Source organism: Ensifer sp. R1-3 (assembly GCF_056739175.1).
Genome location: NZ_CP096515.1, coordinates 814,162 through 838,811 on the forward strand (window position 1 = coordinate 814,162; position 24,650 = coordinate 838,811).

General features: G+C 62.5%; 20 protein-coding genes and 1 pseudogene. 14 read left to right on the forward strand and 7 right to left on the reverse strand.

Going from position 1 to position 24,650, the window contains the following annotated elements:
• Window positions 1-24 precede the first annotated feature (24 nt).
• From M1D43_RS03940 to M1D43_RS03950, 3 genes and pseudogenes are all read left to right on the forward strand, one after another.
• The gene (locus M1D43_RS03940) at window positions 25-639 is read left to right on the forward strand and encodes an ABC-type transport auxiliary lipoprotein family protein (RefSeq protein ID WP_003534124.1); all 615 of its coding nucleotides are present in this window, start codon (window positions 25-27) and stop codon (window positions 637-639) included.
• Between the two features lie 26 nt (window positions 640-665).
• A pseudogene (locus M1D43_RS03945) lies at window positions 666-861 on the forward strand (type II toxin-antitoxin system RelE/ParE family toxin); the annotation flags it as partial.
• A 13-nt stretch (window positions 862-874) separates the two neighbouring features.
• The gene (locus M1D43_RS03950) at window positions 875-1,168 is read left to right on the forward strand and encodes an addiction module antidote protein (RefSeq protein WP_015007636.1); all 294 of its coding nucleotides are present in this window, start codon (window positions 875-877) and stop codon (window positions 1,166-1,168) included.
• A 75-nt stretch (window positions 1,169-1,243) separates the two neighbouring features.
• Here the strand turns inward: M1D43_RS03950 and M1D43_RS03955 are convergent, their stop codons facing one another.
• Window positions 1,244-1,522, reverse strand: a complete 279-nt coding sequence (locus M1D43_RS03955; RefSeq protein WP_153313570.1) for a BON domain-containing protein — start codon at window positions 1,520-1,522, stop codon at window positions 1,244-1,246.
• A gap of 84 nt (window positions 1,523-1,606) precedes the next feature.
• Complete coding sequence (hemF, locus tag M1D43_RS03960) at window positions 1,607-2,518, reverse strand: oxygen-dependent coproporphyrinogen oxidase (protein WP_028011984.1); 912 nt, start codon at window positions 2,516-2,518, stop codon at window positions 1,607-1,609.
• 202 nt (window positions 2,519-2,720) lie between these two features.
• On the opposite strand from hemF, the gene M1D43_RS03965 reads away from it, so the two are divergent.
• Together M1D43_RS03965 and M1D43_RS03970 are read left to right on the forward strand one after the other, a co-directional pair.
• The gene (locus tag M1D43_RS03965) at window positions 2,721-2,981 is read left to right on the forward strand and encodes a hypothetical protein (protein WP_003534130.1); all 261 of its coding nucleotides are present in this window, start codon (window positions 2,721-2,723) and stop codon (window positions 2,979-2,981) included.
• Between the two features lie 140 nt (window positions 2,982-3,121).
• Window positions 3,122-4,309, forward strand: a complete 1,188-nt coding sequence (locus M1D43_RS03970; RefSeq protein WP_153320629.1) for an MFS transporter — start codon at window positions 3,122-3,124, stop codon at window positions 4,307-4,309.
• On the opposite strand, the gene soxR is transcribed toward M1D43_RS03970, so the two are convergent.
• Window positions 4,306-4,791: a redox-sensitive transcriptional activator SoxR gene (soxR, locus tag M1D43_RS03975; RefSeq protein WP_010969496.1), complete on the reverse strand. Its 486-nt coding sequence runs from the start codon at window positions 4,789-4,791 to the stop codon at window positions 4,306-4,308. The two genes, M1D43_RS03970 and soxR, sit on opposite strands and share 4 nt — an antisense overlap.
• 78 nt (window positions 4,792-4,869) lie before the next feature.
• Between soxR and M1D43_RS03980 the strand changes: the two genes are divergently transcribed.
• Complete coding sequence (locus M1D43_RS03980; protein ID WP_010969495.1) at window positions 4,870-5,442, forward strand: NADPH-dependent FMN reductase; 573 nt, start codon at window positions 4,870-4,872, stop codon at window positions 5,440-5,442.
• Between the two features lie 52 nt (window positions 5,443-5,494).
• Here M1D43_RS03980 and M1D43_RS03985 read toward each other — a convergent pair whose 3' ends face one another.
• The gene (locus M1D43_RS03985) at window positions 5,495-5,956 is read right to left on the reverse strand and encodes a tRNA (cytidine(34)-2'-O)-methyltransferase (RefSeq protein ID WP_003534138.1); all 462 of its coding nucleotides are present in this window, start codon (window positions 5,954-5,956) and stop codon (window positions 5,495-5,497) included.
• A gap of 474 nt (window positions 5,957-6,430) precedes the next feature.
• On the opposite strand from M1D43_RS03985, the gene M1D43_RS03990 reads away from it, so the two are divergent.
• The 5 genes from M1D43_RS03990 (at window position 6,431) to M1D43_RS04010 (ending at window position 13,362) form a co-directional block, all read left to right on the forward strand.
• The gene (locus M1D43_RS03990) at window positions 6,431-8,284 is read left to right on the forward strand and encodes an ABC transporter ATP-binding protein (protein ID WP_153313572.1); all 1,854 of its coding nucleotides are present in this window, start codon (window positions 6,431-6,433) and stop codon (window positions 8,282-8,284) included.
• Between the two features lie 59 nt (window positions 8,285-8,343).
• Window positions 8,344-10,266, forward strand: coding sequence for an ABC transporter ATP-binding protein (locus M1D43_RS03995; protein WP_192923419.1), 1,923 nt, complete (start codon window positions 8,344-8,346; stop codon window positions 10,264-10,266).
• 314 nt (window positions 10,267-10,580) lie between these two features.
• Window positions 10,581-11,159: a ubiquinol-cytochrome c reductase iron-sulfur subunit gene (petA, locus tag M1D43_RS04000; protein ID WP_003534144.1), complete on the forward strand. Its 579-nt coding sequence runs from the start codon at window positions 10,581-10,583 to the stop codon at window positions 11,157-11,159.
• 14 nt (window positions 11,160-11,173) lie between these two features.
• Complete coding sequence (locus M1D43_RS04005; protein WP_003534151.1) at window positions 11,174-12,454, forward strand: cytochrome b; 1,281 nt, start codon at window positions 11,174-11,176, stop codon at window positions 12,452-12,454.
• A gap of 32 nt (window positions 12,455-12,486) precedes the next feature.
• Window positions 12,487-13,362, forward strand: coding sequence for a cytochrome c1 (locus M1D43_RS04010; protein ID WP_003534153.1), 876 nt, complete (start codon window positions 12,487-12,489; stop codon window positions 13,360-13,362).
• Between the two features lie 668 nt (window positions 13,363-14,030).
• On the opposite strand, the gene M1D43_RS04015 is transcribed toward M1D43_RS04010, so the two are convergent.
• Both M1D43_RS04015 and M1D43_RS04020 read right to left on the reverse strand, forming a co-directional pair.
• Entirely contained in the window at window positions 14,031-14,996 is a 966-nt protein-coding gene (locus M1D43_RS04015) for an IS110 family RNA-guided transposase (RefSeq protein ID WP_015007803.1), read from the reverse strand.
• A 414-nt stretch (window positions 14,997-15,410) separates the two neighbouring features.
• On the reverse strand, window positions 15,411-21,680 hold the full coding sequence (locus M1D43_RS04020) for an apolipoprotein A-IV repeat region-like domain-containing protein (RefSeq protein WP_153315068.1): 6,270 nt from the start codon (window positions 21,678-21,680) through the stop codon (window positions 15,411-15,413).
• 616 nt (window positions 21,681-22,296) lie between these two features.
• Between M1D43_RS04020 and M1D43_RS04025 the strand changes: the two genes are divergently transcribed.
• The 3 genes from M1D43_RS04025 (at window position 22,297) to M1D43_RS04035 (ending at window position 23,689) form a co-directional block, all read left to right on the forward strand.
• A complete protein-coding gene (locus M1D43_RS04025) occupies window positions 22,297-22,665 on the forward strand; it encodes an Hpt domain-containing protein (RefSeq protein WP_003532977.1) in 369 nt (122 codons plus the stop codon).
• A gap of 407 nt (window positions 22,666-23,072) precedes the next feature.
• Window positions 23,073-23,393 (forward strand): 2Fe-2S iron-sulfur cluster-binding protein, encoded by a 321-nt coding sequence (locus M1D43_RS04030; RefSeq protein WP_003532979.1) that lies wholly within the window; start codon window positions 23,073-23,075, stop codon window positions 23,391-23,393.
• Window positions 23,394-23,521: 128 nt separating this feature from the next.
• The gene (locus M1D43_RS04035) at window positions 23,522-23,689 is read left to right on the forward strand and encodes a hypothetical protein (protein ID WP_010969489.1); all 168 of its coding nucleotides are present in this window, start codon (window positions 23,522-23,524) and stop codon (window positions 23,687-23,689) included.
• 189 nt (window positions 23,690-23,878) lie between these two features.
• Here M1D43_RS04035 and M1D43_RS04040 read toward each other — a convergent pair whose 3' ends face one another.
• Entirely contained in the window at window positions 23,879-24,514 is a 636-nt protein-coding gene (locus M1D43_RS04040; RefSeq protein WP_003532981.1) for a DUF922 domain-containing Zn-dependent protease, read from the reverse strand.
• Window positions 24,515-24,650: the final 136 nt, after the last annotated feature.

Below are 24,650 nucleotides of genomic sequence, written 5' to 3' on the forward strand. Positions count from 1 at the left end.
GCGTTGTTAGGGGATATTTGGCGTATGGGTTTTCCGGGTCTGGTAGGTTTTCGTGGCGCGGCGGCGTCCCGGTCTGCGGTGGTCCTTGCATTGGCGGCGATGCTGGCAGGGTGCGGCTCGCGCCAGGCGGCGAACGACACGTTCAGCCTGGCGTCCGTTCCTGCCGTGGAGCGTCCGGGGGCTACAAACCGCCAGCTTCTCGTTCCGGAACCGACGGCGCTGAAGACCCTGGGCAGCGACCAGATCGTGGTTCGCCTTTCGAGATCGGAACTGCAATATCTCGCCAGGGCCCAATGGGGAGACAGTCTGCCGCGCATGGTGCAGGACAGGCTCGTCCAGACCTTCGACAATACAGGCAGGATTCGCGTCGGCAAGCCCGGCCAAGGGCTCGCCATCGATTATCAATTGATAACCGAGCTCAGAGCCTTCGAAATATCTACCGATGGAGCGGCAACGGCGGTCGTCGAGATATTCGCCAAGATACTGGATGACCGGAACGGCACCGTCCGCAAACAGCAGGCCTTCCGCGCCGTCGTGCCCGTGCGAGGCGCCGGCAATCCCGCTTTCGTCGCCGCGCTCGATGCCGCGTTCGCCCGGGTCGCGGCCGATATCGTGGGCTGGACGCTCAGCTCCATCTGAAGGAAGTCCTCCAGGAGCTATCGCCCCTGTGCCGGCTGGCGCAAGGGAATCCCGGCGACGTCTCGCCGGTTGGAGAAGGTATCAGTGAACTGCGCATTCGTCACGGCCCTGGGTATCGGGTTTATCCAGAAGCGCGGGGAACTGATCATTCTGCTCTTGTGCGCTGGGGACAAGGGCACACAGGATAGAGACATCGGAACGGCGAAAGAGATCGCCGCCTAATGGAGTGATATCGATGTCTGAAAAGTTTACCGAGTTTGACGTGTCAGATCTGCTCACCAGCGAAGGCGCCATTGAGGCTTTTCTGACCGAGGCAATGGAAACGGGGGATGCGCAACATATCGCTTCCGCCCTCGGTGCGGTTGCTCGCGTCAAAGGGATGACCAAGATCGCCCGCGAGACTGGCCTTGCTCGTGAACACCTGTATCGCTCGCTTAGCGAGAACGGGAATCCGACACTCGAGACAACGCTTGCCGTGCTCAAAGCCTTCGGTTTTCACCTGATGCCGAAACACGATGCGGCCGTCTGACGCTGGATGAAAGCCTGAACTGAATTTATTGTTCCTGATCTGAGATCAGCCGCTTTTCTGCAGGTGAAAGGCTGTTCAACCCCTCCCGACCTTCGCGAGTTCGATGCGATTGACCACCTCGGCGACCCCTTCGACCGATCGGGCCGCCTCTCCCGCGCGGGCGATCTCCTCTTCGGTCGCCACTGTACCGGCGAGCAGGATCGTACTGCCCGAGCCGGTCACCGTGACCTCTATGGCGTCGAGGCCGGGCGCGACTGCAAGACAATGAGCGACTCGGCGCTCGAGTTCGGCCGGATCTTCGGCAGGCAGCCTCTCGGGGTCACCGCCGAAGAATGTCCGTTTCTTGAAGACCATGCGTCGCTCCTTCTCTCCTGGAGAGGGAAACGCCGAGGCGGCGCATTTGTTCGCCGTCTCAAGGGAGGCCGAATAAGCTGCGATTCACGGCCAGCGTACGAGTGGGGGCAGGGAGGAGAGAATCGACTCCACATTGCCACCGGTCTTGAGACCGAAGATCGTGCCACGGTCGTAAAGAAGGTTGAACTCGACGTACCGGCCACGGCGCACGAGCTGCTCGTTTCGATCCTGCTCGGTCCAGGGCTTGTTGAAATTTGTCCGGACGATTCTCGGATAGACGAGTGCGAAGGCCTTGCCGACATCGCGCGTGAAGGCGAAATCCGCATCCCAGCCGCCGAGCTCCTCCGCAGAACGCAGCCAATCGTAGAAAATCCCGCCGGTGCCGCGCGGCTCGTTCCGGTGCTTCAGATAGAAATACTCGTCGCACCACTGCTTGAATTTTGCATGATCGGCGACGGGGTGCCGATTGCAGGCGATCTCCATGGCACGATGAAAGAGCACGGTATCCGGATCGGTCATGATGCGCCGGCGGTCAAGGACCGGCGTGAGGTCCGCACCGCCGCCGAACCAGTTGCTGGTGGTCACGACCATGCGCGTGTTCATGTGCACGGCGGGGACATTGGGATTGACCGGGTGGGCGATCAGCGAAATGCCCGATGCCCAGAAGCGCGGATCGTCGCTCGCGCCGGGTATCTGTTCGCGGAACTCCGGCGAGAACTCGCCGAAGACGGTGGAGGTGTGAACCCCCACTTTCTCGAAGACGCGTCCTTCCATCATGGACATGCGACCGCCGCCGCCGGCGCCTTCCTCGCGCAGCCAGTCCTTGGCGACGAACCGGCCTGCGGGACGATCCGACAGCGGACCCGTCAATTCGTCCTCTATCGCCTCGAAGGCGGCGCAGATCGTGTCGCGAAGGCTCTCGAACCAAGCCTTTGCCGCTGCCTTCTTGTCTTCGATGTCGGCCGGCAGGCCCTGTGGCAGTTGCGGTCTTTCCATGGGGATGCACTTCCGTTCGCGGATTTCCCTACTGAAAACCGCCGATTCGATGTCGCCGCCACAGTCCATATTTTCAGCTGCTTGGCAACGGTGCCACGGCGACAGCGACAGTCTACCGCAATCAAGGCCTCAGCGGAGGATCGGGACAAATGACTGGCAATAATGCGGCGCTCATCCTATCTTTTCGCCAGAGGTATGGCCCATGGCGAAGATACCCCCAGGACCGCCGCTGGACGGCTTGCGGCGCCAGATCGCCCGGCATCGCCGGGAGCATCCCACACGAAGAGACGGGCTTTTCGTGCGCGAGACGTTTCGGCTCGAGCGCGACGCCGCGCGGGCCAAGGCGCGGGAGTGGTTCGATACCTGGCCAAAGGCTGCCTATTGGACCGAAGTCGAGAGCTGGCGCCAGCTCGAAGGCGGCGAGATCGAGTTCACGATGCGCCGTCTCCCGAGCGCAGACTGATTGCGCCCAATCCCACCGCTGGCACCGACAGGCAAGAAAAATCTTCGGCGATCGATAATAGCGTGGCCAAGGTCATGGAGGCGCGCTAAACCATTTGGTGTTTCCCTCTCGCCATTGCGCGTACTCCCGAACCTGCCCCGATGCCCGTTCTCCGTTCCATCATCGTGCTCTCCATCACTCAGATCATCGCTTGGGGAGCGATGTTCATGTTCGTCTCGGTGACGGCGGCCGGAATGGCGGACGATCTTCTCCTGAGGCCCTCGGCAATCTATCTCGGCCCGACCGTCATGCTGGTCGCGATGGCCTTCTGCTCACCATTGCTTGCGCCGGTCTACGCGCGCCACGGGGCGCGGCTCGTGCTCGCTTTCGGTTCTGCAGCCGCGGCTCCGGGGCTGTGGTTGCTGGCCGGCGCCGGAGGTCCGGTTTCCTATTTTGCGGCCTGGGGCATTCTTGGTCTGGCCGGGGCCGCAGCACTCACGACTTCGGCTCAGGTGTTCCTGACAGAGATCGCGGGCGAGGGCGCGCGTCGTGCCATCGGGGCGCAGATGCTCGCCATGGCGCTCGCGCCCACGATCGCCTGGCCGGTCACGACTTTCTGCGAGGCGGCTCTCGGTTGGCGCGGCACATTCGTCCTCTATGGCGCGGTCATGCTCCTCGTCTGCGCGCCCTTGCATTTGTTCGCCTTGCCCAGACGCGAGCCGCCGAAACGCAATCCCCGGGTCCCCAATTCGAATCGATCTGCGTCGCCGGCTGCTGTTCGTCGCCAGTGGCGCGTCGTTGCCCTGATCACGGCGGCGGTCGCGCTCAACGGCTTTGTTACCTGGGGCTTTCAGCTCGTGGTGATCGATCTTTTCCGCAGCTTTGCCGTGCCCGGCTACCTGGCGGTCGGCTTCGGATCGGCCATCGGTTTCATCCAGCTCTCGGCGCGGCTTTTCGATTTCCTCGGCGGCAATCGCTGGGACGGGTTGACGACGGGCCTGGTAGCCGCGGCGATCATGCCGCCGGCACTGCTGGCGCTCGCGCTTGGCGAAGGGGCGGAATGGTCGATCATTCTCTTCCTCGTGCTCTATGGCCTTTCAAGCGGCGCCATGTCCGTCAGCCGGGCGACGATGCCGCTCGTCTTCTTTTCCTCTGCGGAATATGGGGCGGTGGTGGCGCGCCTCGGCCTGCCGCTCAACCTCGCTTTCGCGGCGGCCCCGCCGTTCTTCTCCTTCCTGCTTGGCGAGGCGGGCAACAGGTGGACGCTGGCGTTCGCGCTTCTCTGCTCCCTCGGTGCATTGGCCAGCATGGCTCTGCTCTCCCGTATGAGGCCTGCGAAGCCGGGTTAGCTCGCCTCATGCTCCGTCCCGTCGGCGGGATCGATGAGGCGCGGCCCCGTTCCTTCGGAGGCAAGAACGTCCCATGGATTGCGCAAGGGACAGTCGCGCATCGACAGGCAACCGCAGCCGATGCAGCCTGTGAGCTGATCGCGCAGCGCCGTCAGGTTTGCGATCCGCTCATCGAGCTGCTGCCGCCAGGTCTTCGAGAGCCGTCCCCAGTCTTCGACCGTCAGCGGCCGGTCGTCGGGGAGCACCGACAGGGCCGACTGGATCTCGGCAAGCGGGATACCCGTACGCTGGGCAACCTTGATCACGGCCACCCGCCTCAGCACGGAACGCGGGTAGCGCCGCTGATTGCCCCGGCTGCGATTGCTGCGGATGAGCCCCTTGGCCTCGTAGAAATGAAGCGTCGACACCGCGAGGCCGCTGCGTTCGGCCACTTCGCCGACCGTCAGCTCGCGCTTGATATCATTGGGCTTGTCTTTTTTCACGGCTGCTATTGACCTCAACTATAGTTGAGGTTCTATAGCATGAGCTCCCTGCAACCGACAACATGGAGCCGACACAGCATGACTGAGAAGATGACCCTTGCCTTGATCTACGGCAGCGCACGGCAGGGCCGTTTCTGCGATACGGTCGCCAGCTGGCTCATTCGTGAGCTCGAGACATCCGACGTGTTCAGCCTGACGATCATCGATCCCGTCAGAATGAAAAGCGCTCGCGGCGACAAATCCGCCGGACCAGCCGAGTGGATGGAACGGAAGGTCGCCGAAGCGGACGCATTCATCGTCATCACTCCGGAATACAACCACGGCTACCCGGCGGCGCTGAAGGAGATGATCGATGCGGTCTATGAGCCCTGGCACGCAAAACCGGTCGCCTTCGTTTCCTATGGCGGCGCATCGGGCGGCATAAGGGCCGTCGAGCAATTGCGGCAGGTCTTCGGCGAATTGCATGCCGTCACCCTGCGCGACGGCATCTCCTTCGCCAAGGCCTGGTCGAAGTTCGATGCGGCGGGAAATCTCTACAAACCGGAAGAGATGCGAGCGCCGCTGTTCCTGATGATCGACCGGCTGACCTGGTGGGCGCGCACGCTGAAATACGCGCGCAAGGCGACCCCTTATAACGAGATCGCCGCATGAGCGCCGTCAGGATCGCCGGACTCCCGTACCGTTGATGGCCGCCCGTTTCGGCTCAGAAAGCACCGGTCTGCCGCAGCGCTTCGCCGGCGATCATGGCGGCTGCCATGGCGATGTTGAGCGAACGCTGGCCGGGCGCCATCGGTATGAGGATGCGCGCGTCGGCCCGCTCGTGGACGTGATCGGGAACCCCGGCGCTTTCCCTGCCGAAGAGAAGGACGTCGTCCGGCCGGAAGCTGAAGCGCGTGTAGGGAGCGGCCGCCTTGGTGGAGGCGAGCACGAGGCGTCTGCCGGTGCTCGACCGCCATGTTTCGAAACGCTCCCAGCTGACGTGCCGCGTCATGGTTACCGCCGCGATATAGTCCATTCCCGCACGCTTGAGATTGCGGTCCGAAAGATCGAAACCGGCCGGCTCGATGATGTCGACCGAAAGACCGAGGCAGGCGGCGAGCCGCAGGATCGTTCCGGTATTGCCAGGAATGTCAGGCTGGTAGAGGGCGATGCGGAGGTCGTTCATGCGCTTGCCGAAAGATTGATCGTGGGAGTGATTGTGATGACCGTCTATGCCACCGATCGGCCTCACGATCCATGGTCGGGTGTGCTCCGACGCGGTTCATTCGGGGGCGCTGCTTTTGCCGCCGCTAATTTGTGCCGTATTGGCAACAGACCACCGGCCGGTGAAAAAATGGGCAAGAAAATGCCTGCGACAATCTGGCATGGCGGCGCGAATGAGGATAAAGCTCAGTCCTCTTCAACGCGAACCGAAGGAGGCATGCATGACTGTTCTGATGTTGACGCGCCTCCCACGAGTAACACGGCCTTTCCTGGCCTGACCGGTTCCGCGCCTCTGCTTCTTTCGATCGAGCGATGCGCGCTCCGGTTCATCCGGAGGTCATGGCCCGCTCGCGGGCGTCATTTCCGGGTTGCATTTTTCAAGATAAAGAATGCGGGGCGACCCGCTTTCCTTCAAGATATCTGAAGGGGCTAGACAATGTTCGGCTGGTTTGAATCCCGCCTCGATCCTTATCCGACGGAGGAGCCGACGCTTCCGCCGAAGGGTCTCTTTGCCTTTTGCTGGCACTACACCAAGCCCGCGGCTCCGTGGCTCTTGATCATGTCGATCTGCACCATGCTGATCGCGATCGGAGAAGTGGCCCTGTTCCAGTTCCTGGGCAATGTGGTCGATTGGCTGTCCACCGCCGATCGCGAAACCTTTCTTGCGACCGAGGGCGGCAGGCTCGCCTGGATGGCAGCGCTGATCCTCATCGGCCTGCCGGGGCTGGTGGCGCTCGACTCCTTCGTCATGCATCAGGTGTTGCTCGGCAACTATCCGATGATCGCGCGTTGGCAGATGCATCGCTATCTGCTGAGGCAGAGCATGACGTTCTTCGCCAACGAATTTGCCGGGCGCGTGGCGACAAAGGTCATGCAGACGTCGCTTGCCGTCCGTGAAACGGTGATGAAGATCCTCGACGTCTTCGTCTATGTGGTGAGTTATTTTGCGACGATGTTGATTGTCGTGGCGGCCGCGGATTGGCGCCTCGTGATGCCGCTCGGGTTGTGGCTCGTCATCTATATCGTGATCGTCACCTATTTCGTTCCGCGGCTGCAGAAGATCTCCAAGGAACAGGCCGACGCGCGCTCGATGATGACCGGCCGCATCGTCGACAGCTACACCAACATAGGCACGGTCAAGCTTTTCTCCCATGCAGGGCGGGAGGAGACATACGCTCGCGCGGGCATGGACGAATTCCTGGGCACTGTTTACCGGCAGATGCGGAAGGTCACGCTCTTCCACATATTCGTCTACGCAAACAACTGTATCGCCCTTTTCTCCGTCGGCGCCCTCGGAATCTATCTGTGGCTGACGAGCGGAATCTCCATCGGCGCGATCGCCGTTGCGATCGGTCTTGCGATGCGTGTCAACGGCATGTCGCAATGGATCATGTGGGAAGTTTCGGCGCTGTTCGAGAATATCGGCACGGTCTATGACGGCATGGGCATGATGACCAAGGCGCATGACATCGTCGACAAGCCGACTGCCGTGACGCTCAAAGCCGACCAGGGTGCGATCAGCTTCGAGGACATCCGCTTTCACTACGGTAAGTCCAAGGGAGTCATAGACCGGCTGTCGCTGGATATCCGGCCCGGGGAGAAGATCGGTCTGGTCGGCCGCTCCGGCGCCGGCAAGACGACCTTGATGAACCTGCTTCTGCGCTTCTACGATCTGGAATCCGGCGCGATCCGGATCGACGGCGTGGACATCTCGACGGTCACGCAGGACAGCCTGCGTTCACAGATCGGCGTCGTGACGCAGGACACGTCGCTCCTGCACCGCTCCATTCGCGACAACATCGCCTATGGGCACCCACAGGCAAGCGACGACGACATCATTGCCGCCGCGAAGAAGGCGAATGCCTGGGACTTCATCCAGACGCTCGAAGACAATCTGGGCAGGCGAGGGCTCGACGCTCAGGTCGGCGAACGCGGCGTCAAGCTTTCGGGCGGCCAGCGGCAGAGGATTGCGATCGCCCGCGTTTTCCTGAAGGACGCACCGATCCTCATCCTCGACGAAGCGACCTCTGCGCTCGACTCGGAGGTAGAGGCCGCGATTCAGGAAAATCTCTTCGCGCTGATGTCCGGCAAGACGGTGATTGCCATCGCCCACCGCCTGTCCACGCTGACGGAGATGGATCGCCTGGTTATCCTCGAAGCCGGCCGGATCGTCGAGACCGGTTCTCACAGCGAACTCGTCGCCAGGCGCGGCATCTATGCCGATCTCTGGTCTCGCCAGTCCGGCGGCTTCATCGCCGACGAGGTCGAAAAGGAGGAGGCGGCGGAGTAATCCGCGGCCTCCCGCGCCTCAGCGGGCCGAGTCCAGCGGTCCGGAGTTACGCAATTGTAATGGGCGCGACAGCGAAAACGGATTGCCCGGATTTCAGAACCGCCTATATCGGAACAATGCTGCGCGCCATCGTCAAGATTTTCGAGAACTGGATTGACCCCTTTGCGCCGCGCGAGCGGTTGCAGCCGCCGCGATCGCTCTGGGGTTTTGCCTGGTTTTACGCCAGCCAGGCGAAAGGTCCTTTTTTCGCCATGGCCGTTCTCGGCGGGCTGGTGGCAATGCTGGAAGCCGGCCTGTTCTATTTCGTCGGCCGGCTTGTCGATGTGCTCGATACGATCCGGCCGGAGGACGGCTGGCAAGGGTTGATTTCGACCAACGGGCCGGAACTGCTCTTCATGCTGCTTACGGTCCTGGTGTTCCGCTTCCTTGCGGTGACGCTTGCCGCACTCGTGGAGGAGCAGTCGATCATCACGGGCTTCCTCAACCTGGTGCGCTGGCAATCCTATGTCCATGTCGCGCGGCAGTCGCTCGCCTTTTTTCAGAACGACTTTTCCGGGCGGATCGTTACCAAGGTCTGGACCGGCGCACAGGCGACGAGCGACCTGATCGTCTCGCTGCTGCAGGTGGTCTGGTTCATCGTCATATACACGGCTTCGACCATGGCGCTGATCGCCCAGTTGGACTGGCGGTTGGCGGCGATGGTCGCCTTCTGGATCGTGGTCTTCCTGGTGCTCGCCCGCTATTTCGTCCCGCGTGTACGAAAGCATGCCCGCGACACGGCGGAGATGGCGTCGATGCTGAACGGCCGCATGGTCGATGCCTATGCGAACATCCAGACGCTGAAGCTCTTCGGCAGTGACGAGGAGAACGATCGTTACATTCGGGGGGGCTTTCACCGTTTCCAGGGAGCAGTCATCCCTTTCACACGTCTGCTCACCGGCGTGAGGGCATCGCTCGCGCTTTTGTCCGGCATGATGATCGCGGCGATCGCGGTCTACGCGGTTCACTTGTGGCTGGCGGGCGCGGTCAGTTCCGGCGCCGTCGCGTTCACCCTTGCGCTGGTCCTGCGCCTCAACATGCTGCTCGGGCGGATGATGTCGCAATTCAATGCGATCATGCGCAATATCGGCACGATCCAGAATTCGGCCGAACTGGTATCGCAGCCGATCGGGCTGACCGACCGGCCGGGCGCACCGGAACTGCAGGTCACCCGTCCGGAAATCCGCTTCGAACATGTGACGTTTCACTACGGCAGGGGCGGCGGGGTCATCGACAACTTTTCCCTTACCATCCGCCCGGGCGAGAAAGTCGGCATCGTCGGCCGTTCGGGTGCCGGCAAGTCGACCCTCGTCAATCTGCTGTTGCGCTTCTACGACCTCGAAGGAGGGCGAATCCTCATCGACGGACAGGACATCGCTGCCGTCCGGCAGGAATCGCTGCGCAGCCAGATCGGCATGGTCAGCCAGGACACGTCGCTCCTGCACCGATCGATCCGCGACAATATCCTCTTCGGGCGACCGGGGGCGGGCGAGGAGCAGTTGATCGAGGCGGCGCGCAAGGCGGAAGCCTATGACTTCATCGTCGATCTGCAGGATCAGCGCGGCCGTAGAGGCTTCGATGCACATGTGGGCGAGCGCGGAGTCAAGCTTTCCGGCGGCCAGCGCCAGCGTATCGCGATCGCCCGGGTCATGCTCAAGGATGCGCCGATTCTCGTGCTGGACGAGGCGACTTCGGCGCTCGATTCGGAAGTGGAAGCGGCGATCCAGTCCAATCTGGAGCGGCTGATGCAGGGCAAGACGGTGCTGGCCATTGCGCATCGGCTATCGACGATCGCGGCGCTCGACCGGCTCGTCGTCATGGACAGGGGCCGTATCGTCGAGGACGGCACGCATGCCGAACTGATCGCCAATGGTGGTCTCTACGCCGATCTCTGGTCGCGCCAGTCGGGCGGTTTCATCGCGCGCGAAGAGGCCGCGGAATAGGGCGCTCCGCGGTGCGGCTATAACCCGTCAAGTCCTTGTGCCAATTGGTCGCGCCTTTCCCCGCGACAATCTGCCCGCGGCCCCTTGTCAAGGCTGGACATAATCTGCGATCAGGCATAGAACGCGCCGGATTGATGGGGAATCTGCGTGCAGAATTTTTCCCGGATTCTGACATCCGATCCGTGGCTTGCCTCAAGGGGCCGGATGGGGTGCCAGCGTTTGACGGGGCGTGATTCCAGGCTCGGGACGGGGCAGGAAGCGCGCCGGGGGCGGATGCGGTTTCCGCAACATTTGCGTGAGAGGATGTTTTAGCCGTGAGCGAACACGAGACTTCAAGCGAGACCATGGGCGAGCCCACTCGCCGCGATTTCCTATACCTGGCTACCGGTATGGCCGGCGTCGTCGGCGCCGGTGCGGCGGCATGGCCGTTCATCGACCAAATGCGTCCGGACGCATCCACGCTGGCGCTTGCTTCGATCGAAGTCGACGTTTCGAGCTTGCAGCCGGGCATGTCGCTGACGGCGAAGTGGCGCGGCAGACCGGTCTTCATCCGCAACCGCACCGATAAGGAAGTGGAAGAGGCCAAGGCCGTCGCACTCGAAGAATTGAAGGATCCGGTGGCCCGCAACGCCAACCTTCCGGCCGATGCCGAGGCAAGCGATCTCGATCGTTCCGCCGGCGAAGGCAAGGAAAACTGGATCATCATGGTGGGTGTCTGCACCCATCTCGGTTGCGTGCCGCTCGGTCAGGCGGGCGACTTCGGCGGCTGGTTCTGTCCCTGCCACGGCTCGCACTACGACACGGCCGGCCGTATCCGCAAAGGCCCGGCACCGGAAAACCTCGCCGTGCCCACCTTCTCGTTCGTTTCCGACACAGTCATCAAGATCGGTTGAGGGGACTACTGATAATGAGTGCTGATCATTCAACCTACACGCCAACGACGGGCATCGAGAAGTGGGTTGACTCCCGTCTTCCTCTGCCCCGGCTCGTTCACGACTCGTTCGTCTCCTATCCGGTTCCGCGCAACCTGAACTATGCTTACACCTTCGGTGCGATGCTCTCGGTGATGCTGATCGTGCAGATCCTCACCGGCATCGTCCTGGCCATGCATTATGCCGCAGAAACGAGCGTCGCCTTCAATTCGGTCGAGAAGATCATGCGCGACGTCAATCACGGTTGGCTGCTGCGTTACCTGCACGCCAATGGCGCGTCGTTCTTCTTCATCGCGGTCTACCTGCATATCGCCCGCGGCCTCTATTACGGCTCCTACAAGGCGCCGCGAGAGATCCTCTGGATCCTCGGCGTGGTCATCTATCTCCTGATGATGGCGACCGGCTTCATGGGCTACGTTCTGCCCTGGGGGCAGATGTCCTTCTGGGGTGCAACCGTCATCACCGGCTTCTTCTCGGCCTTCCCGCTGGTAGGCGAGTGGATCCAGCAGTTCCTGCTCGGCGGCTTCGCCGTCGACCAGCCGACGCTGAACCGCTTCTTCTCGCTGCACTACCTTCTGCCCTTCATGATCGCCGGCGTCGTCGTCCTGCACATCTGGGCGCTGCACGTTACCGGCCAGACCAACCCGACCGGGGTGGAGGTCAAGTCCAAGTCCGACACCGTGCCCTTCACGCCCTATGCGACGCTGAAGGATGCGCTCGGCGTATCGGTCTTCCTGATCGTCTATGCCTGGTTCGTCTTCTACATGCCGAACTTCCTCGGACACCCGGACAACTATATTCCGGCGGACGCGCTGAAGACCCCTGCTCATATCGTTCCGGAATGGTACTACCTGCCGTTCTACGCGATGCTGCGCGCGATCACCTTCAACGTCGGCCCGATCGACTCCAAGCTCGGCGGCGTTCTGGTGATGTTCGGCTCGATCCTGATCCTGTTCTTCCTGCCCTGGCTCGATACGTCGAAGGTCCGGTCGGCCGTCTACCGCCCGTGGTACAAGCTGTTCTTCTGGATCTTCGTTGCTGACTGCATCCTGCTCGGCTGGCTGGGTTCGCGCCCGGCGGAAGGCCTCTATGTCGTGATGTCGCAGCTCGGCACGTTGTACTACTTCGCCTTCTTCCTCGTCATCATGCCGATCCTCGGTCTGATCGAGACGCCGAAGCGCATTCCGAACTCCATCACCGAAGCGGTGCTGGAAAAACAGAATGCCAAGGCGCAGTTGAAGCCCGCACGCGCCTGACCGGAACAGCGATCGATAAGGAATCCACAACAATGAAAAAGCTTGTTACAGGCATTCTGTCACTCGCTGTCGTCGCCGGTCTCGGTTTGGGGGCGGCGTTGGCCCAGGGAGAGGAAGAGGGCGGCGAAGAGCACGCTGCCGGCGCCACGCCTCACTATCCGATCCACAAGCCGGAACAGCAGGACTGGACCTTTGCCGGCCTGTTCGGCCACTACGACAAGGGTCAGTTGCAGCGCGGCCTGAAGGTCTACACCGAGGTCTGTTCGGCCTGCCACTCGATGGAGCTCGTCTCCTTCCGCACGCTCGAGGACCTCGGTTACTCCGAAGCACAGGTGAAGGCCTTCGCAGCGAACTATGAAGTCGAGGACGGTCCGAACGCGGATGGCGAGATGTTCACGCGCAAAGCCGTTCCGTCCGATCACTTCCCGCCACCCTTCCCGAACAAGGAAGCGGCGGCTGCATCGAACAACGGCGCGGCACCGCCGGACTTCTCGCTGATCGCGAAGGCACGCGGCATCGAACGCGGCTTCCCGCAATTCGTCTTCGACATGTTCTGGCCCTACCAGGAAGGCGGTCCCGACTACATCCATGCGCTTCTGACCGGCTACCAGGATCCGCCGGCGGGCGTGGAAGTGGCCGAGGGCACGCACTACAACCCGTATTTCGCCAGCGCCGCGGCACTGGCGATGGCACCGCCGATCTCCGACGACCAGGTCACCTATGACGACGGCGCCCCCCAGACCGTCGACCAGTACGCCAAGGACGTCTCCGCGTTCCTGATGTGGGCTGCCGAGCCGCACCTGGAAGATCGCAAGCGCACCGGCTTCATGGTCATGGTGTTCCTGCTCATCTTCACCGGCCTCATCTACCTGACGAAGAAGTCGGTCTACGCGAACAAGGAACATTGATCCGTTTGCTGGTCAGCAGGCGCGATTGACAGGAAGCCTCGGTTTTTACCGGGGCTTTTTTGTTGCGGGGCAGCCGATCGTTCGAGCAGTGCGTTCGCCGCCGCCGCTAATCCGCCTGCCGGCACCTTCTCCCCATTTCATGGCTACGGCATGCACATATCTCTTGCGGTCCGGTGCGGCGGATACTGCTCATGAAAGGATCCCTCGGGAACCCAACCGCCTCAACCCCGCTCAGTCGGGGTTGCCCCTCAACCGGCTGCCGCCACCTTCTCCCCGCAGGCGGGGAGAAGGGATATGCCGCGCCCGCTCGCTCCCTCGGGCGCGCGGTGAATGCGGGGTTCAGTTGGCGCCGCTTGTCCCTTCTCCCCGCCTGCGGGGAGAAGGTGCCGGCAGGCGGATGAGGGGCGGGTGACCGCTAATGCCAATGTCAGCGCATACGGGTTTGATCCCAAGGACCCATCCGCAAGCCTCGCCACTGCTGGAAATACAGATGCCGCCACTCCGGAGTAAGTCCGCGAGGGGCTGGACAACAAGAGATATGTGCATGCCGTAGCATCGAAATGGGGAGAAGGGACAAGCGGCGCGCCCTTCGCCCTGATCTGAATATGTGCGGAGCCTTGCCGCGAGTCCCCTTCGCCCCGCTTGCGGGGAGAAGCGCAACCATTAGACTAAGCGCAAGAATTTTGTTGTGGCGCGCTTTTCGTCCATGGGGTTTGGCGCTTGACGACGGTGTTGGCGAAGATGATGAGTTTGCGGACGCAGGCGATGAGCGCCGCTTTGTGGGATTTGCCTTTTGCGGTGAGACGGTCGTAGAGCTCAACCAGCGTCTCGTTCCAGCGCTGCGACGCCGGTAAGGCGGCATTGAACAGGGCCCTGCGGACGCGCGCCCGTCCGCCGGCGATATGGCGCTCGCCTTCACGCTTGCCGCTCTGGTCGTCATAAGGCGCCACGCCGGTCAGCGCGGCGATCTCCTCACGGTCGACCCTGCCGAGTTCGGGCATCAGAATGACCAGGGTGAGTGCCGTACGGATGCCGATGCCGTCGATGCTTTCGATCAGATCAAGCTTCCGGGCGAGATCGTCATGCTCGCGGACAGCGGCCTGCAACAGCGCGAGCTGGGCTTTGCAACGGCTCTTGAGCTCACCGATGGAACGATCGATCTCCTCGAGGATCCGCCTGTCGGTGAAACGCTCGCGGCGGGTCTTGAGGCAGGCTATATCGGCTTCGATCTGCTCGATGAACAGCAGCCATTCGCCAAACGCGATCAGCCGGCTATCCGGCGCATGGCATCGCGCATCCGAACGGGCAGCGCACTCGGCGATCAGCGCGGCGTCGAGCTGGTCGTTCTTGGCTCGGCGCAGCTTATAGAGGCCGAAAGCGCGCACTTGCCGCGGCTGCAGCAGGACGACCTCAAAGCCTCTCTGATGCAGATACGCAATCACGTCGCGCTCATATCCGCCGGACGCTTCGATCCCGACCCGTCCGATCCCCTGCCGCTCGAGCCAGTCAGCCAGAGTCTGCCAGCCGTCGGCGTTGTTGGGCACTTTCTGTTTGTCGCTCACCGGGTAGGTGGCGACATCAAGCCATGTCTTCCCGGTATCAATACCGGCCGCTTTCATGCTAATCTCGGTCATCCTTGTCGTCCCTGCCTTGCATACGAACCAGGTTGTTCCAGCAACCATTCGGGCCACGATGAGGAACCGACCGCGATCCTGCTTCTCCGTAACCCCCAAAGGTTCTGGTGCCGGCGATCCGACGGTCGGCGCCTTTGGCCGGGCGGCCGCCCGGCCAAAGGCATACCGAATCCTTTACAACATTTCTTATGCAAGGTGCCGGCAGGCGGATGAGGGGCTGGAGCAGTCCACCTCATCCTCTTTAGATCACGATGATTTTAGGTTGGGTCGACCTGAAATCATGAACGTGTCGATTTCAGAATTGAGACGCAGGATGCGGGTCAAAGACCGCATACACTTTTCCTCATCCGCGCTAACCCAATAAAAAACGGCCCCGTCTTGCGACGAGGCCGTTCCCGAGAGACCGATTGCGTGTCAGCTGAAGCGCCCTGCCGCGTGGGCAAGCATGGTGTAGACCTTGCCGGTATCGGACGTCAGATAGGTCTGCGTGATGCGCTTATCCGGATCGTTGCGCGCCACATCGGCGAGCAGCTTCTCGAAATCGGCGATATACCGGTCGACGGCGGTGCGGAACTCCGGCTCGCGATCGTATTTGCGCTTGATCTCGTCGAAGGTCTGCTGCCCTTTCAGCGTGTAGAGCCGGCGGGTGAAGACGTCCCGTTCGCCGCGCTGATAGCGCCGCCAAAGCTCGACGGAAGCGTCGTGGTCGATCGCGCGCGCAATGTCCACCGAGAGCGAATTCAGCGACTCGACCACATGGCGGGGGTTGCGGCTGTCCCCGGCCTTTGCGACCGGCTGGCTTTCCGCCGACCGCGGCCGTGCTGCTGCGGGCTCTTCCTCGCGGGACGCGGCGCGCAGGAGATCGCGCATCCAGCCGCCGCCTTCTTCGGCACGTTCCTCCGTTGCCGGCGGCCGGGCAGGCTGCAGCGGACGGGTGGCCTGCTCTATGCCCAGGCTTCCGCGCAGAGCGGCATTCGGGGCCGGCTGAGGTGCGGCAGGCTGCGGCGCGGCGACTTGCGGTGCGGCGGCTTGTGGGGCGACGACGCGGGCGGCCGGGGCAGCGGGGGCTTCCTGCTGGCGAACCGGCTGGGCGACTTCGAGCTGCGAGGACGACTTGCCGATGATCTCGGACAATTCCTGCAGCGCCTTGATCTGCTCGCCGACGGCGCGCCGCATCAGCGCGGCATTTTCCTTGGCCTCTTCCGGAAGGTCGAAAGCACCGCGCTTCAATTCTTCGCGGGTCATGTCGAGTTCCTTGCGGATTTCGCCGGCGGAACGACGGATGTCGTCGGTTGCGCCGTTGAAACGGCCGATCGCATCTTCGATCGCCTGGCGGACTGCTTCGCGCAGCTGCGCCGCGACGCCGTCGGACTTCTTGCCGCTCTCCGCCAGCATGCGCTCGACGTCGGAAACCGAGGCACCGATAGTGCCGCGCAGCCGCGACGCGGCGTCCTTGGCACGCTCTTCCACGGAGGCGAACGCTCCTTCGAGCGCCTGGCCGGCTTCCTCGCCGGTCTTTGCCATGACTTGACGCAGGGCCTCGGACGCGCTGAGTGCACGTCCCTCCACCTGCGAAAGCGTCTTGTTTGCGTCGGCGAAGGACGTTTCGACGCCGGAGCGCAGCCTGTCGGCGATCTGGCGTGAGCGTTCTTCGGCCTGCGAGAAGACCCCTTCGACCGAAGCGGCAGCTTCATCGCTCGCCTTCACAAGCGTATCGCGCAGGGCTTCGGCAGCTTCGGTTGCCCGCTGTTCGGTGTTCGACAGCAGTCGGCCCACATCGGAGAAGGAGGATTGGATGCCACTGCGCAGATTGCCGGCAACCTGGCCGGAGCGTTCCTCAGCGCGTTGGAACGCGCCGTCGACGAAGCCCTCGAGTGCCCGCATGGTCCGCTCGATCTCCTCCGAACGCTGGACGAGCCCGACAGACAGCGTCCGGAGAGCGTCCTGGCGCTCTTCGAGTGTGCTGACCAGGTTCGACTGGGCGGCGGCGAGGAGGTCGGAAGCCTGTCCGAGAACCTTCGAATGGTCTTCGAAGCGGCCGACGATGCCGCCGATCTGCGACAATGTCGAGGAGGAAATGTCCGACAGCTTGTCGACTTTGCCTTCGATCAGGCGGGTCGAGGTGGAAAGCATGTCGGAGGCTTGCCGCGCGGTCTCCGAGACCTTTGCGGCGGTCGCCTCGAGCCGCTGGTCCATATCTCCGAGATTGCCGCTCGCCTGGTCGATGACCGTGGCGATCGCCGAATTGCTTGACGCAAGCTGGTCGATCAGGCCCATGGCCGTCGATTGCAGCCGGTTCTCGACCATCTTCATCGCCTTGGCGGTCTCTTCCGCACGCAACGAGATGGCGTCGAGCGTCTCGCCGGTCCGTTCGGTGATGGCGTTGATGAGCGCGGCGTTTTCGGCACGCAGGCGGTCGGCGCTTTCCTGGGTGAGGGAAGCGATGCGCTCGGCCGCCTCCTTGCCGGTAGCGGCATATTGTTCGATAACCGGGCGAGCCTGCTCGTCGAGAAGACGCGACAATTCCATCGAGCGCCCGGCGAGCATCGAGTTGAGTTCGCGGGTGCTTTCGTCGAGCGTGCTGCGGATGGACTGACCGCGCGCATCGAGCGCTTTCTCCGCCTCGGTCAGGCTCTGCTGAATGCTCTTGGCATGGGTCGCGATCTGGCTGTTGGTCGAGGCCAGTCGGGCGGTCGCCGTGTCCGCGGCCTCCGCGACCGAGCGGGCGAGATCGGCGTGGCGTGCGGCCGTGGCCGATGCGGTTTGTTCGATCGACGATGCAAATTCGGCGTTGCTCGCCGCGAGCGCGCCGGCGAAATCCGCGCCCGCCTTGGACAGGAGCCCGGCCGAGCGGGCGGCTTCCGCGTCGATCTCCTGGGTGGCGTCGCTGACGGCACCACGCAGGCTGGTGACGAGCGCGGCGGCTTTCCCCTCGATCGTGCGGTTTACGTTGTCGAGGCCGATATTGAGGGCCCGATCCATCGTGCCGAGCCGCTCCTCGATCCGGCCGGTGCCGGCTTCGATGGCAGTCGATATGCGCGTTGCCGCTGCCTCGCTGATCCGGTCGATCTCGCCTGCGCGCTCACCGAGACTGTCGGCGATCCGCTGGCCGGCATTGTCGACGATGGCATTGACGCTGCCGACGCTGTCGCGGATGCGCTCTTCGAGGGAGCCGAGGCTCGTTTCGATGCGGGCGCCGGTATCACCGAGAATGGCGTCGACGTCGCCGACGCTGCCGCGGATACGTTCTTCCAGGGAGCCGAGGCTTGTTTCGATGCGGGCGCCGGTTTCGCCGAGAATGGCGTCGACGTCGCCGACGCTGCCGCGGATGCGTTCTTCGAGCGAACCGAGGCTTGTCTCGATGCGAGCGCCGGTTTCGTCGAGGCGGCTATTGACGCCGCTGATCGAAATGTCGACGCGGTTGGTGAGCGTGTCGGCCGCCAGACTGATCTGATCGGCTGTTTCGGCCAGGCGTTCGGCAATCTCGCCCGTCGTCGAGCGCATGCGGGAGTCGAGCGCCTCAGCGCTGCGATCGATCGCTCCGGCGATCGATGCCTGGCGCTCCTCGAGCGACATTTCGAGCATGCTGGCGCTGGTCGCCAGAGTAGTGGCCATCGCTATCGACTGGTCGGACAGCAACTCTTCGAGCCGCTCGCGTCCCTGGCCAACCGACAGGTTGATGGTGTTGATCCGATCGTCAAGTGTCGTGCGCAATTGCTCATGGGTCGTCGCCAGCGTGTCGCGCAGTTGCGCGGCCTTGCCGGAGAGCGTCCGATCGATCTCGGTCGCCTTGTCGGCAAGCGACGCGGTTGCTTCCGACGTGCGGGCGGCGAGCGCCTCGGTGCTGCGCTCGATCGCTCCGGCAATCGAGGCCTGGCGCTCTTCCAACGACATTTCAAGCATGCTGGCGCTGGTCGCCAGCGTCGTCGCCATCGCCATCGACTGATCCGAGAGCAGCTCTTCCAGCTGCTCGCGGCCCTGGCCGACGGCAAGGTTGATCGCGGTGATCCGGTCGTCGAGCGTCGAGCGGATCTGGTCGTGCGTCGTCGTCAGCGTATCGCGCAGGTGTGAGGCCCTGCCGGTGAGCGTCTGTTCGATCTCGGCCGCTTTTCCTGCAAGCGAAGCCGTTGCTTCCGACGTGCGGGCGGTAAGCGCCTCCGCAATCTCGGCGCTGGTGCCGGCCAGCGTCTCGGAAATCTTTCCGACGCGGCTGCTCAGGTCCTCGGCGATGCGGGCGCTGGTATCGGTGAGCGTATCGGCGATCAGGCTGACGCGACCGCCCAGGTTTTCGGCGACTTCGGAGACGCTCTGCGAAAGCTTGTTCTCGATCTCGCCGACGCGGTCGGTCATGGTCTCGGCGACCGCCATGGCGCGGAAAGTCAGGCTGTCTGCGACGTCCTCTGCATGACGGCTGAGCGAGTCAGCCATTTCGCTGGCGCGGGCCGACATGGTGGAGTTGATCTGCGTCGCGCGTTCGGCGAGCACGCCGTCGAGCGCTGCGGTCTGGGTGGACAGCGCGTCGGTAATCGTCTGGCCGCGCTCTGAGAGGACGCGCTCCAGCCGGTCTGCGGTGCCGCCGACGGCACTTTCAATGACGCTTGCTCCGGAGGTGAGGGCGGTCGACAGTGCAGCCGTACGCTCCGAAAGCGTGTTGTCGAGGCGATGCTGGCTCGCGGCGATCGCGCTCGTGATTTCGTCGGTGGAGCCGGTAAGGGTCTGCTCGATGCGGGCATGAGCAGACTGCAGGCCCTCGATGAAGGCGGACGTACGGGAGTCGAGTCCGTCCGTCAGGCTTCGTTCGCTCGTCGTCAGCGCGTTGGCTAGCGCATCGGCGCGCTGGCCGAAGCCGTTTTCGATGCGCTCCTGCGCTTCGGTCAGGGCGCCCATCAGCGAACCGGTCTTGTCCGAAAGTACGCTCTCGATGCGGTTGTGCGCGTTGCCGATCAGGCTGCTGAGCTCGGAGGTGCGGCTGCCGATCGTCTCCTCGATGAAGTCCTGCGTCGCGCCGAGCGCCGTTGCCAGGGTGAGCGACTGCTCGGAAAGCGCCGAATTGATCTTGTCCACACTGCTGTCAAGGGCGCCGCCGATGGCCTCCGAGCCGCCGGAAACGGTCTCGTTGATCCGGTGGAGGCTTTCCATGAGCTTGGTGTCGAGCTGGCTCGCCCGCTTGTCGAAGGCGCTTGCAAATTCGTGGAAGCGTTCGTCGAAGGCGCTTGCCAATTGGCCGACCGTCGTCTGCAGCTTTTCCTCGAAAAAGCCGCCGCGCAGATCGAGATCCATGATGGCGTCGTCGGCGCTCGACTTGAGGCTTTGGCGGAAGCTCGCTCCCTTTTCGTCAAGGGCCGAGTTGAGCGAGGAAAGCACGTCGTCGAGGCCGCCGGAAATCGCCTGCTGGCCTATCCTGAGGCTCTCATTGAGATCGCGCGTCCGGGCGATCAGCGTCTCGTTGAGCTGACGGGCGCGTTCGTTCAGGGCGGCGTTGAGCTTCTCGGTATTGGCGTCGAGCGTCGAGGCACGGGTTTCGAATTGGCTGAGCAACTGCTCGCCACGCTGCGTCAGGTTATCGCTGAGTGCATCGAGACGCGCGTCGAATTCGTTGCTGAGCGCCACTCCGGCGGTCGTCAGGCCCGAAAGCAACGCGTCGGTCCGGGTGGTCAGCATGGTGCTCAGATTTTCGAGCGCATGGTCCGATTTGTCGGTAAGTGCCGCGGCCCGGGTATCGATGAGCGAAGCGAAGGCCTCGCCGGAGACGGCGATGCGCGACGCAATGTCCTCGCTTGCCGTTTCGAGGTCGTCCTTCAGCTTGGTATGCGCGCCAGCGATCGCCGTGCGGATCCGATCCGAATGGCCGATGATCGCTTCGCGTTCGAGACCAAGCTCCTGGACGAGCGTGCGGACACGCAGTTCGTTTTCGCTGTAGCTGCGCTCGAGTGCGCTGACTTCCGAATGCACGAGCGCTTCGAGCTCGGTCGCCCGGGCGATGGTGCGCTCTATGCCCTCGTTCATCGCCGAGACTTCGCGGCGCACGGCCTGGCCGACCGTCATGACGCGGTCGGCGGCATTGGTTTCCGGCTCGGCGAGGCGCATCGCAACCTCGGCCATCGAACGCGCGGCGCTGCGCAGTTCCTGAGCACGCGCGATCATGATCGCGAAGGAGAAGAAGAGCATGACGGGCAGGGCGATGCCGAGCAGGATGCCGATTGCTCCAGGCATGGCCGCGAGATCGCCGAGAGAGCGGATCTGCCAGATCCCGGGCGCATAAAGAAGGTGGGCGACGCCAAGCCCGGCAACCGTCCAGACCAGTGAAATGATGGCAGCGACCCGGATTGCCGCGCGGCTCGAGCGAACCTCCAGCGAACGCAGCATGGCGGCTGGAGATTTGCGCGTGTCGTCGTTGGCGGGCGCCAGGGGAGGCTGCTTCGGCGCCATCTCGCTCGCAAAACTGCGCGGTGCTTCCGCGCCGCGCGCGGACTTCGGAGCTTCCTGTTGCGCTCGTGCGGCGCGGGCCTCACCGGATCCGGCGGCCTGCCGGGCGGTCTCGGACACATTTTCCGGCACCGGCTCGTCCAGGGAAGTCTCGTCGTTCAAGGCCGACTTCAGGTCGTCAAAGTCGATCTTCAGGGCAGCTTCCAGCGCCTGGAATGCCTTTTCGTCGATCGACTCGTTGGTCTTCTTCGTCGCCATACGGATACGCCTCACTACTATTGCCCGATGATGGCCGTCTTCCTGTGCCGCCAGGTGCCCAGCAGAACATCCGAACCAGGGCGGTGACCGCAAGGTCCAAGCTTCGCAATGAAGCCATAGATTGACTGATCACCCATTACATCGCCTCGATGGATAGCCGCAGCCTATGCCCTGCGACACCTTGTGACGCAGCTTATCCACCGGAACAGTTGCCATTTTCATATACGGACCCGTTCCTAATCGTATCGTAGTGACACATTAGCCGGGCTCTTACAATTATGAGCGTTCCCCATTCATTAAAATCCTAATGATTTCTTAACGGAAACACGGTCTCCGGACCCGAAAAGCCAAGGGAATCAGCCGGTTTAATGGCCGTTAACCATTTCCTCAATTTTTCTGCCTCCATTGCGCCGCGTTTTAGGTCAATGGCAGTGCCGCGCACCGATAATCCTGTTTGAAAACGGTGCGATTGTTTAGAGCGGGATGAGGAAAGTGTGTGCGGTTTTCCGCCCGCGTCCCGCTCTAATTTCTTGGTGACGATCACGTTGATGTTTTTAGGTCGACCCGACCCAAAAACATCGTGATCTAGGCGAAATCGATTGTAGGAAACGAGCCCATGGCGGCACTCAAGATAGCCTTCGAGGTACCGGACACCCCCGCAAATTCCATTCCCTCCAGCAAGAATCCCATCGACCTTGCGCATCTCTACAAACAGACGATGGGGGACACGGCGCTCGAGATCGAGGTTTTGAAGCTCTTCGCCCGTCAGGCACGCCAGGCGATGGCCGAGATGGCGGAGCGTGACGCAGAGGCCTGCAGCCAGGAGGCCCACCGTCTGAAGGGGGCGGCTCTCGCGGTCGGTGCGGTCGCAGTCGCCGAGGCTGCAGCCGCCATCGAGAAATGTCCCGCCGACGCTGCACTGCAGAGCGCTCTCGGCGCTGCCGTTCTCGAGGCAGAGCTCTTCGTTTTGAAACTCTGCCGTTGAGCTGCAGCACGCCCTGATCGGGCGCAGGACCGGGATGAGGAAAAGTGTGGGCGGTTTCCGCCCGCATCCCGCGCCTCAACTTCTTGGAATCGATCACGTTCATGTCTTCAGGTCGACCCGACCTGAAAACATCGTGATCTGGTCGCTGCTGCGGCTTGTCGCTATTGTGCATGTCGTTGTCCCAAAACCGCTGCGCACTTTTGGGCCGGATGCCTTAAAACCTATCATCAAACGCGATCTGCCCAACCGCCGCGGCAATTTGAGGCTGTGCGGATGGGCCGCATCGTGTTGACTGGCCGGATGATTTGTTGGAAGAACGTGCCCTGAATTCAAAGCCGGGGCACCGCCTAGTCCTGACAAGCCCTGTGCCAGCCGGCCGGCCCCTTCAATTCGTTCCGGAAAGAGAAATGACAAAACTTACGATCGTAGCCTTTGACGGCGCGCGCCACGAACTCGATGTCGAGAACGGCTCCACGGTCATGGAGAATGCGGTTCGCAATTCGGTCCCCGGGATCGAAGCGGAATGCGGCGGGGCCTGCGCCTGCGCGACCTGTCATGTCTATGTCGACGACGCCTGGGCGGCCCAGGTCGGCACGCCCGAAGCGATGGAAGAGGATATGCTGGACTTCGCCTACGACGTGCGTCCGACCTCGCGTCTCTCCTGTCAGATCAAGATGAGCGAAGCTCTGGATGGGCTCGTCGTTCATGTTCCCGAGCGCCAGGCCTGACCGGCTCGAAGGGCCATCGTCGCAAAAAAAAAGCCTCGCCGGTCAATCGACAAGCGAGGCTAGGAGGGCGCATCGCATGCAGATGAGGGAGGGAACATCTGCCGCACCAGGACACGCCAGGAGAACCTGTGCTGCCTCATCGCCCGGATAATGCTGCATTAGCCGAAGACGACGAAGCCAAACTCACGCCGGTTGCCACTAAAACGCGAGATCTCGGTATCGATCCGCAATCCAATGTCAACTTCATCGAGCAGTTGAACTTCGGTTCCTCCGCTCGTTGCATGATTTTAATATAGCTGAGTCGGCTGCTGCTCGCTATCGTTAGATTCCGCCAGTAAAATACTGTGGGTTTCTGGCGCTTTCTTCTGAAGCTGAATTTATATCCTACCGTTTCTTTGGGGTATTCCGATCCAAAGAGCAAACACGGTCCCGCGTATCGCGCGGCGGCGATGCACGGCCTGCCTCACGTCATCAGCAGGTCTTGATCAGCGGGTCTTGGCGTTCTTCTTCAGGCTTTCGAGGCGGTATTGCAGCAACCGGATCATCCGCCGGTCGAAATTCGCCGCCTCGGTGCGGTCGAAGCGCGCCTGGTCCTTGTCGTGCCGCTCGACTTCCTCGGCGCTCACTTCCGCTACCCGGGCCTGCATGCGCTCGCAACTGTCCTCGGCTTTCAATGAAAGCAGCGCCTTTTCCATCTGGCGCGCGTGAATGCGCGCGATCTCCGCATGGCGTTCCTCGTGGCGCTTGATGTCGCTCGCCAGCGTGTCCCAGACCAAGGCCAGATCGCGACCCGCCTGTCGACGATACTTCCAGCGCGGCAGAATGATGCGCGTGTTGAGCGTGACCTTGGCCGAGCCCACCGCGCAGCGGTCGTCGCGACTGACATAGGTGACCGTGCCGCCGAACTTGATCCGGGTGGCGCCCGGATGCCGCGTTCCGGTGCTCTTCATCATGGGGCCGGACGCCGAAAGCGCCTTGTCGAGTTCTGCGGCCGTGCGCCCGCCGATCGAGAAGTAGGAGATTCTCTTGCTGATCAGTGTTTCGCCCGAGGCATTGCCAAACGGGACGCCGACGAGCAATGCGACCAGGGCTGCACGCAGCGGGATATGTAGTCGGGACATGGAAGCGCGTTCTCGCCGGTTGAACTTCATTGAAGCTTGGGGCATAGCCAAAGCCAGCGCAACACAAATCGGCCCCAACCGACGTCGACAAGCTTGCATGGTATGTGAGGAAGACGTCATAAGATGTTGCTTTCGA

Bases quoted from the DNA above. Each gene is read 5' to 3' on its own strand.
- M1D43_RS03950 (WP_015007636.1), top strand. From the start codon at position 875: ATGTCTGAAAAGTTTACCGAGTTTGACGTGTCAGATCTGCTCACCAGC.
- M1D43_RS04010 (WP_003534153.1), top strand. From the start codon at position 12,487: ATGAAAAAGCTTGTTACAGGCATTCTGTCACTCGCTGTCGTCGCCGGT.
- M1D43_RS04040 (WP_003532981.1), bottom strand. From the start codon at position 24,514: ATGTCCCGACTACATATCCCGCTGCGTGCAGCCCTGGTCGCATTGCTC.
- M1D43_RS03995 (WP_192923419.1), top strand. From the start codon at position 8,344: ATGGGCGCGACAGCGAAAACGGATTGCCCGGATTTCAGAACCGCCTAT.
- M1D43_RS03985 (WP_003534138.1), bottom strand. From the start codon at position 5,956: ATGAACGACCTCCGCATCGCCCTCTACCAGCCTGACATTCCTGGCAAT.
- hemF (WP_028011984.1), bottom strand. From the start codon at position 2,518: ATGGAAAGACCGCAACTGCCACAGGGCCTGCCGGCCGACATCGAAGAC.
- M1D43_RS03965 (WP_003534130.1), top strand. From the start codon at position 2,721: ATGGCGAAGATACCCCCAGGACCGCCGCTGGACGGCTTGCGGCGCCAG.
- M1D43_RS04030 (WP_003532979.1), top strand. From the start codon at position 23,073: ATGACAAAACTTACGATCGTAGCCTTTGACGGCGCGCGCCACGAACTC.
- M1D43_RS03940 (WP_003534124.1), top strand. From the start codon at position 25: ATGGGTTTTCCGGGTCTGGTAGGTTTTCGTGGCGCGGCGGCGTCCCGG.
- M1D43_RS03980 (WP_010969495.1), top strand. From the start codon at position 4,870: ATGACTGAGAAGATGACCCTTGCCTTGATCTACGGCAGCGCACGGCAG.
- M1D43_RS04020 (WP_153315068.1), bottom strand. From the start codon at position 21,680: ATGGCGACGAAGAAGACCAACGAGTCGATCGACGAAAAGGCATTCCAG.
- M1D43_RS03990 (WP_153313572.1), top strand. From the start codon at position 6,431: ATGTTCGGCTGGTTTGAATCCCGCCTCGATCCTTATCCGACGGAGGAG.
- M1D43_RS03970 (WP_153320629.1), top strand. From the start codon at position 3,122: ATGCCCGTTCTCCGTTCCATCATCGTGCTCTCCATCACTCAGATCATC.
- M1D43_RS04025 (WP_003532977.1), top strand. From the start codon at position 22,297: ATGGCGGCACTCAAGATAGCCTTCGAGGTACCGGACACCCCCGCAAAT.
- M1D43_RS03955 (WP_153313570.1), bottom strand. From the start codon at position 1,522: ATGGTCTTCAAGAAACGGACATTCTTCGGCGGTGACCCCGAGAGGCTG.
- M1D43_RS04015 (WP_015007803.1), bottom strand. From the start codon at position 14,996: ATGACCGAGATTAGCATGAAAGCGGCCGGTATTGATACCGGGAAGACA.
- M1D43_RS04005 (WP_003534151.1), top strand. From the start codon at position 11,174: ATGAGTGCTGATCATTCAACCTACACGCCAACGACGGGCATCGAGAAG.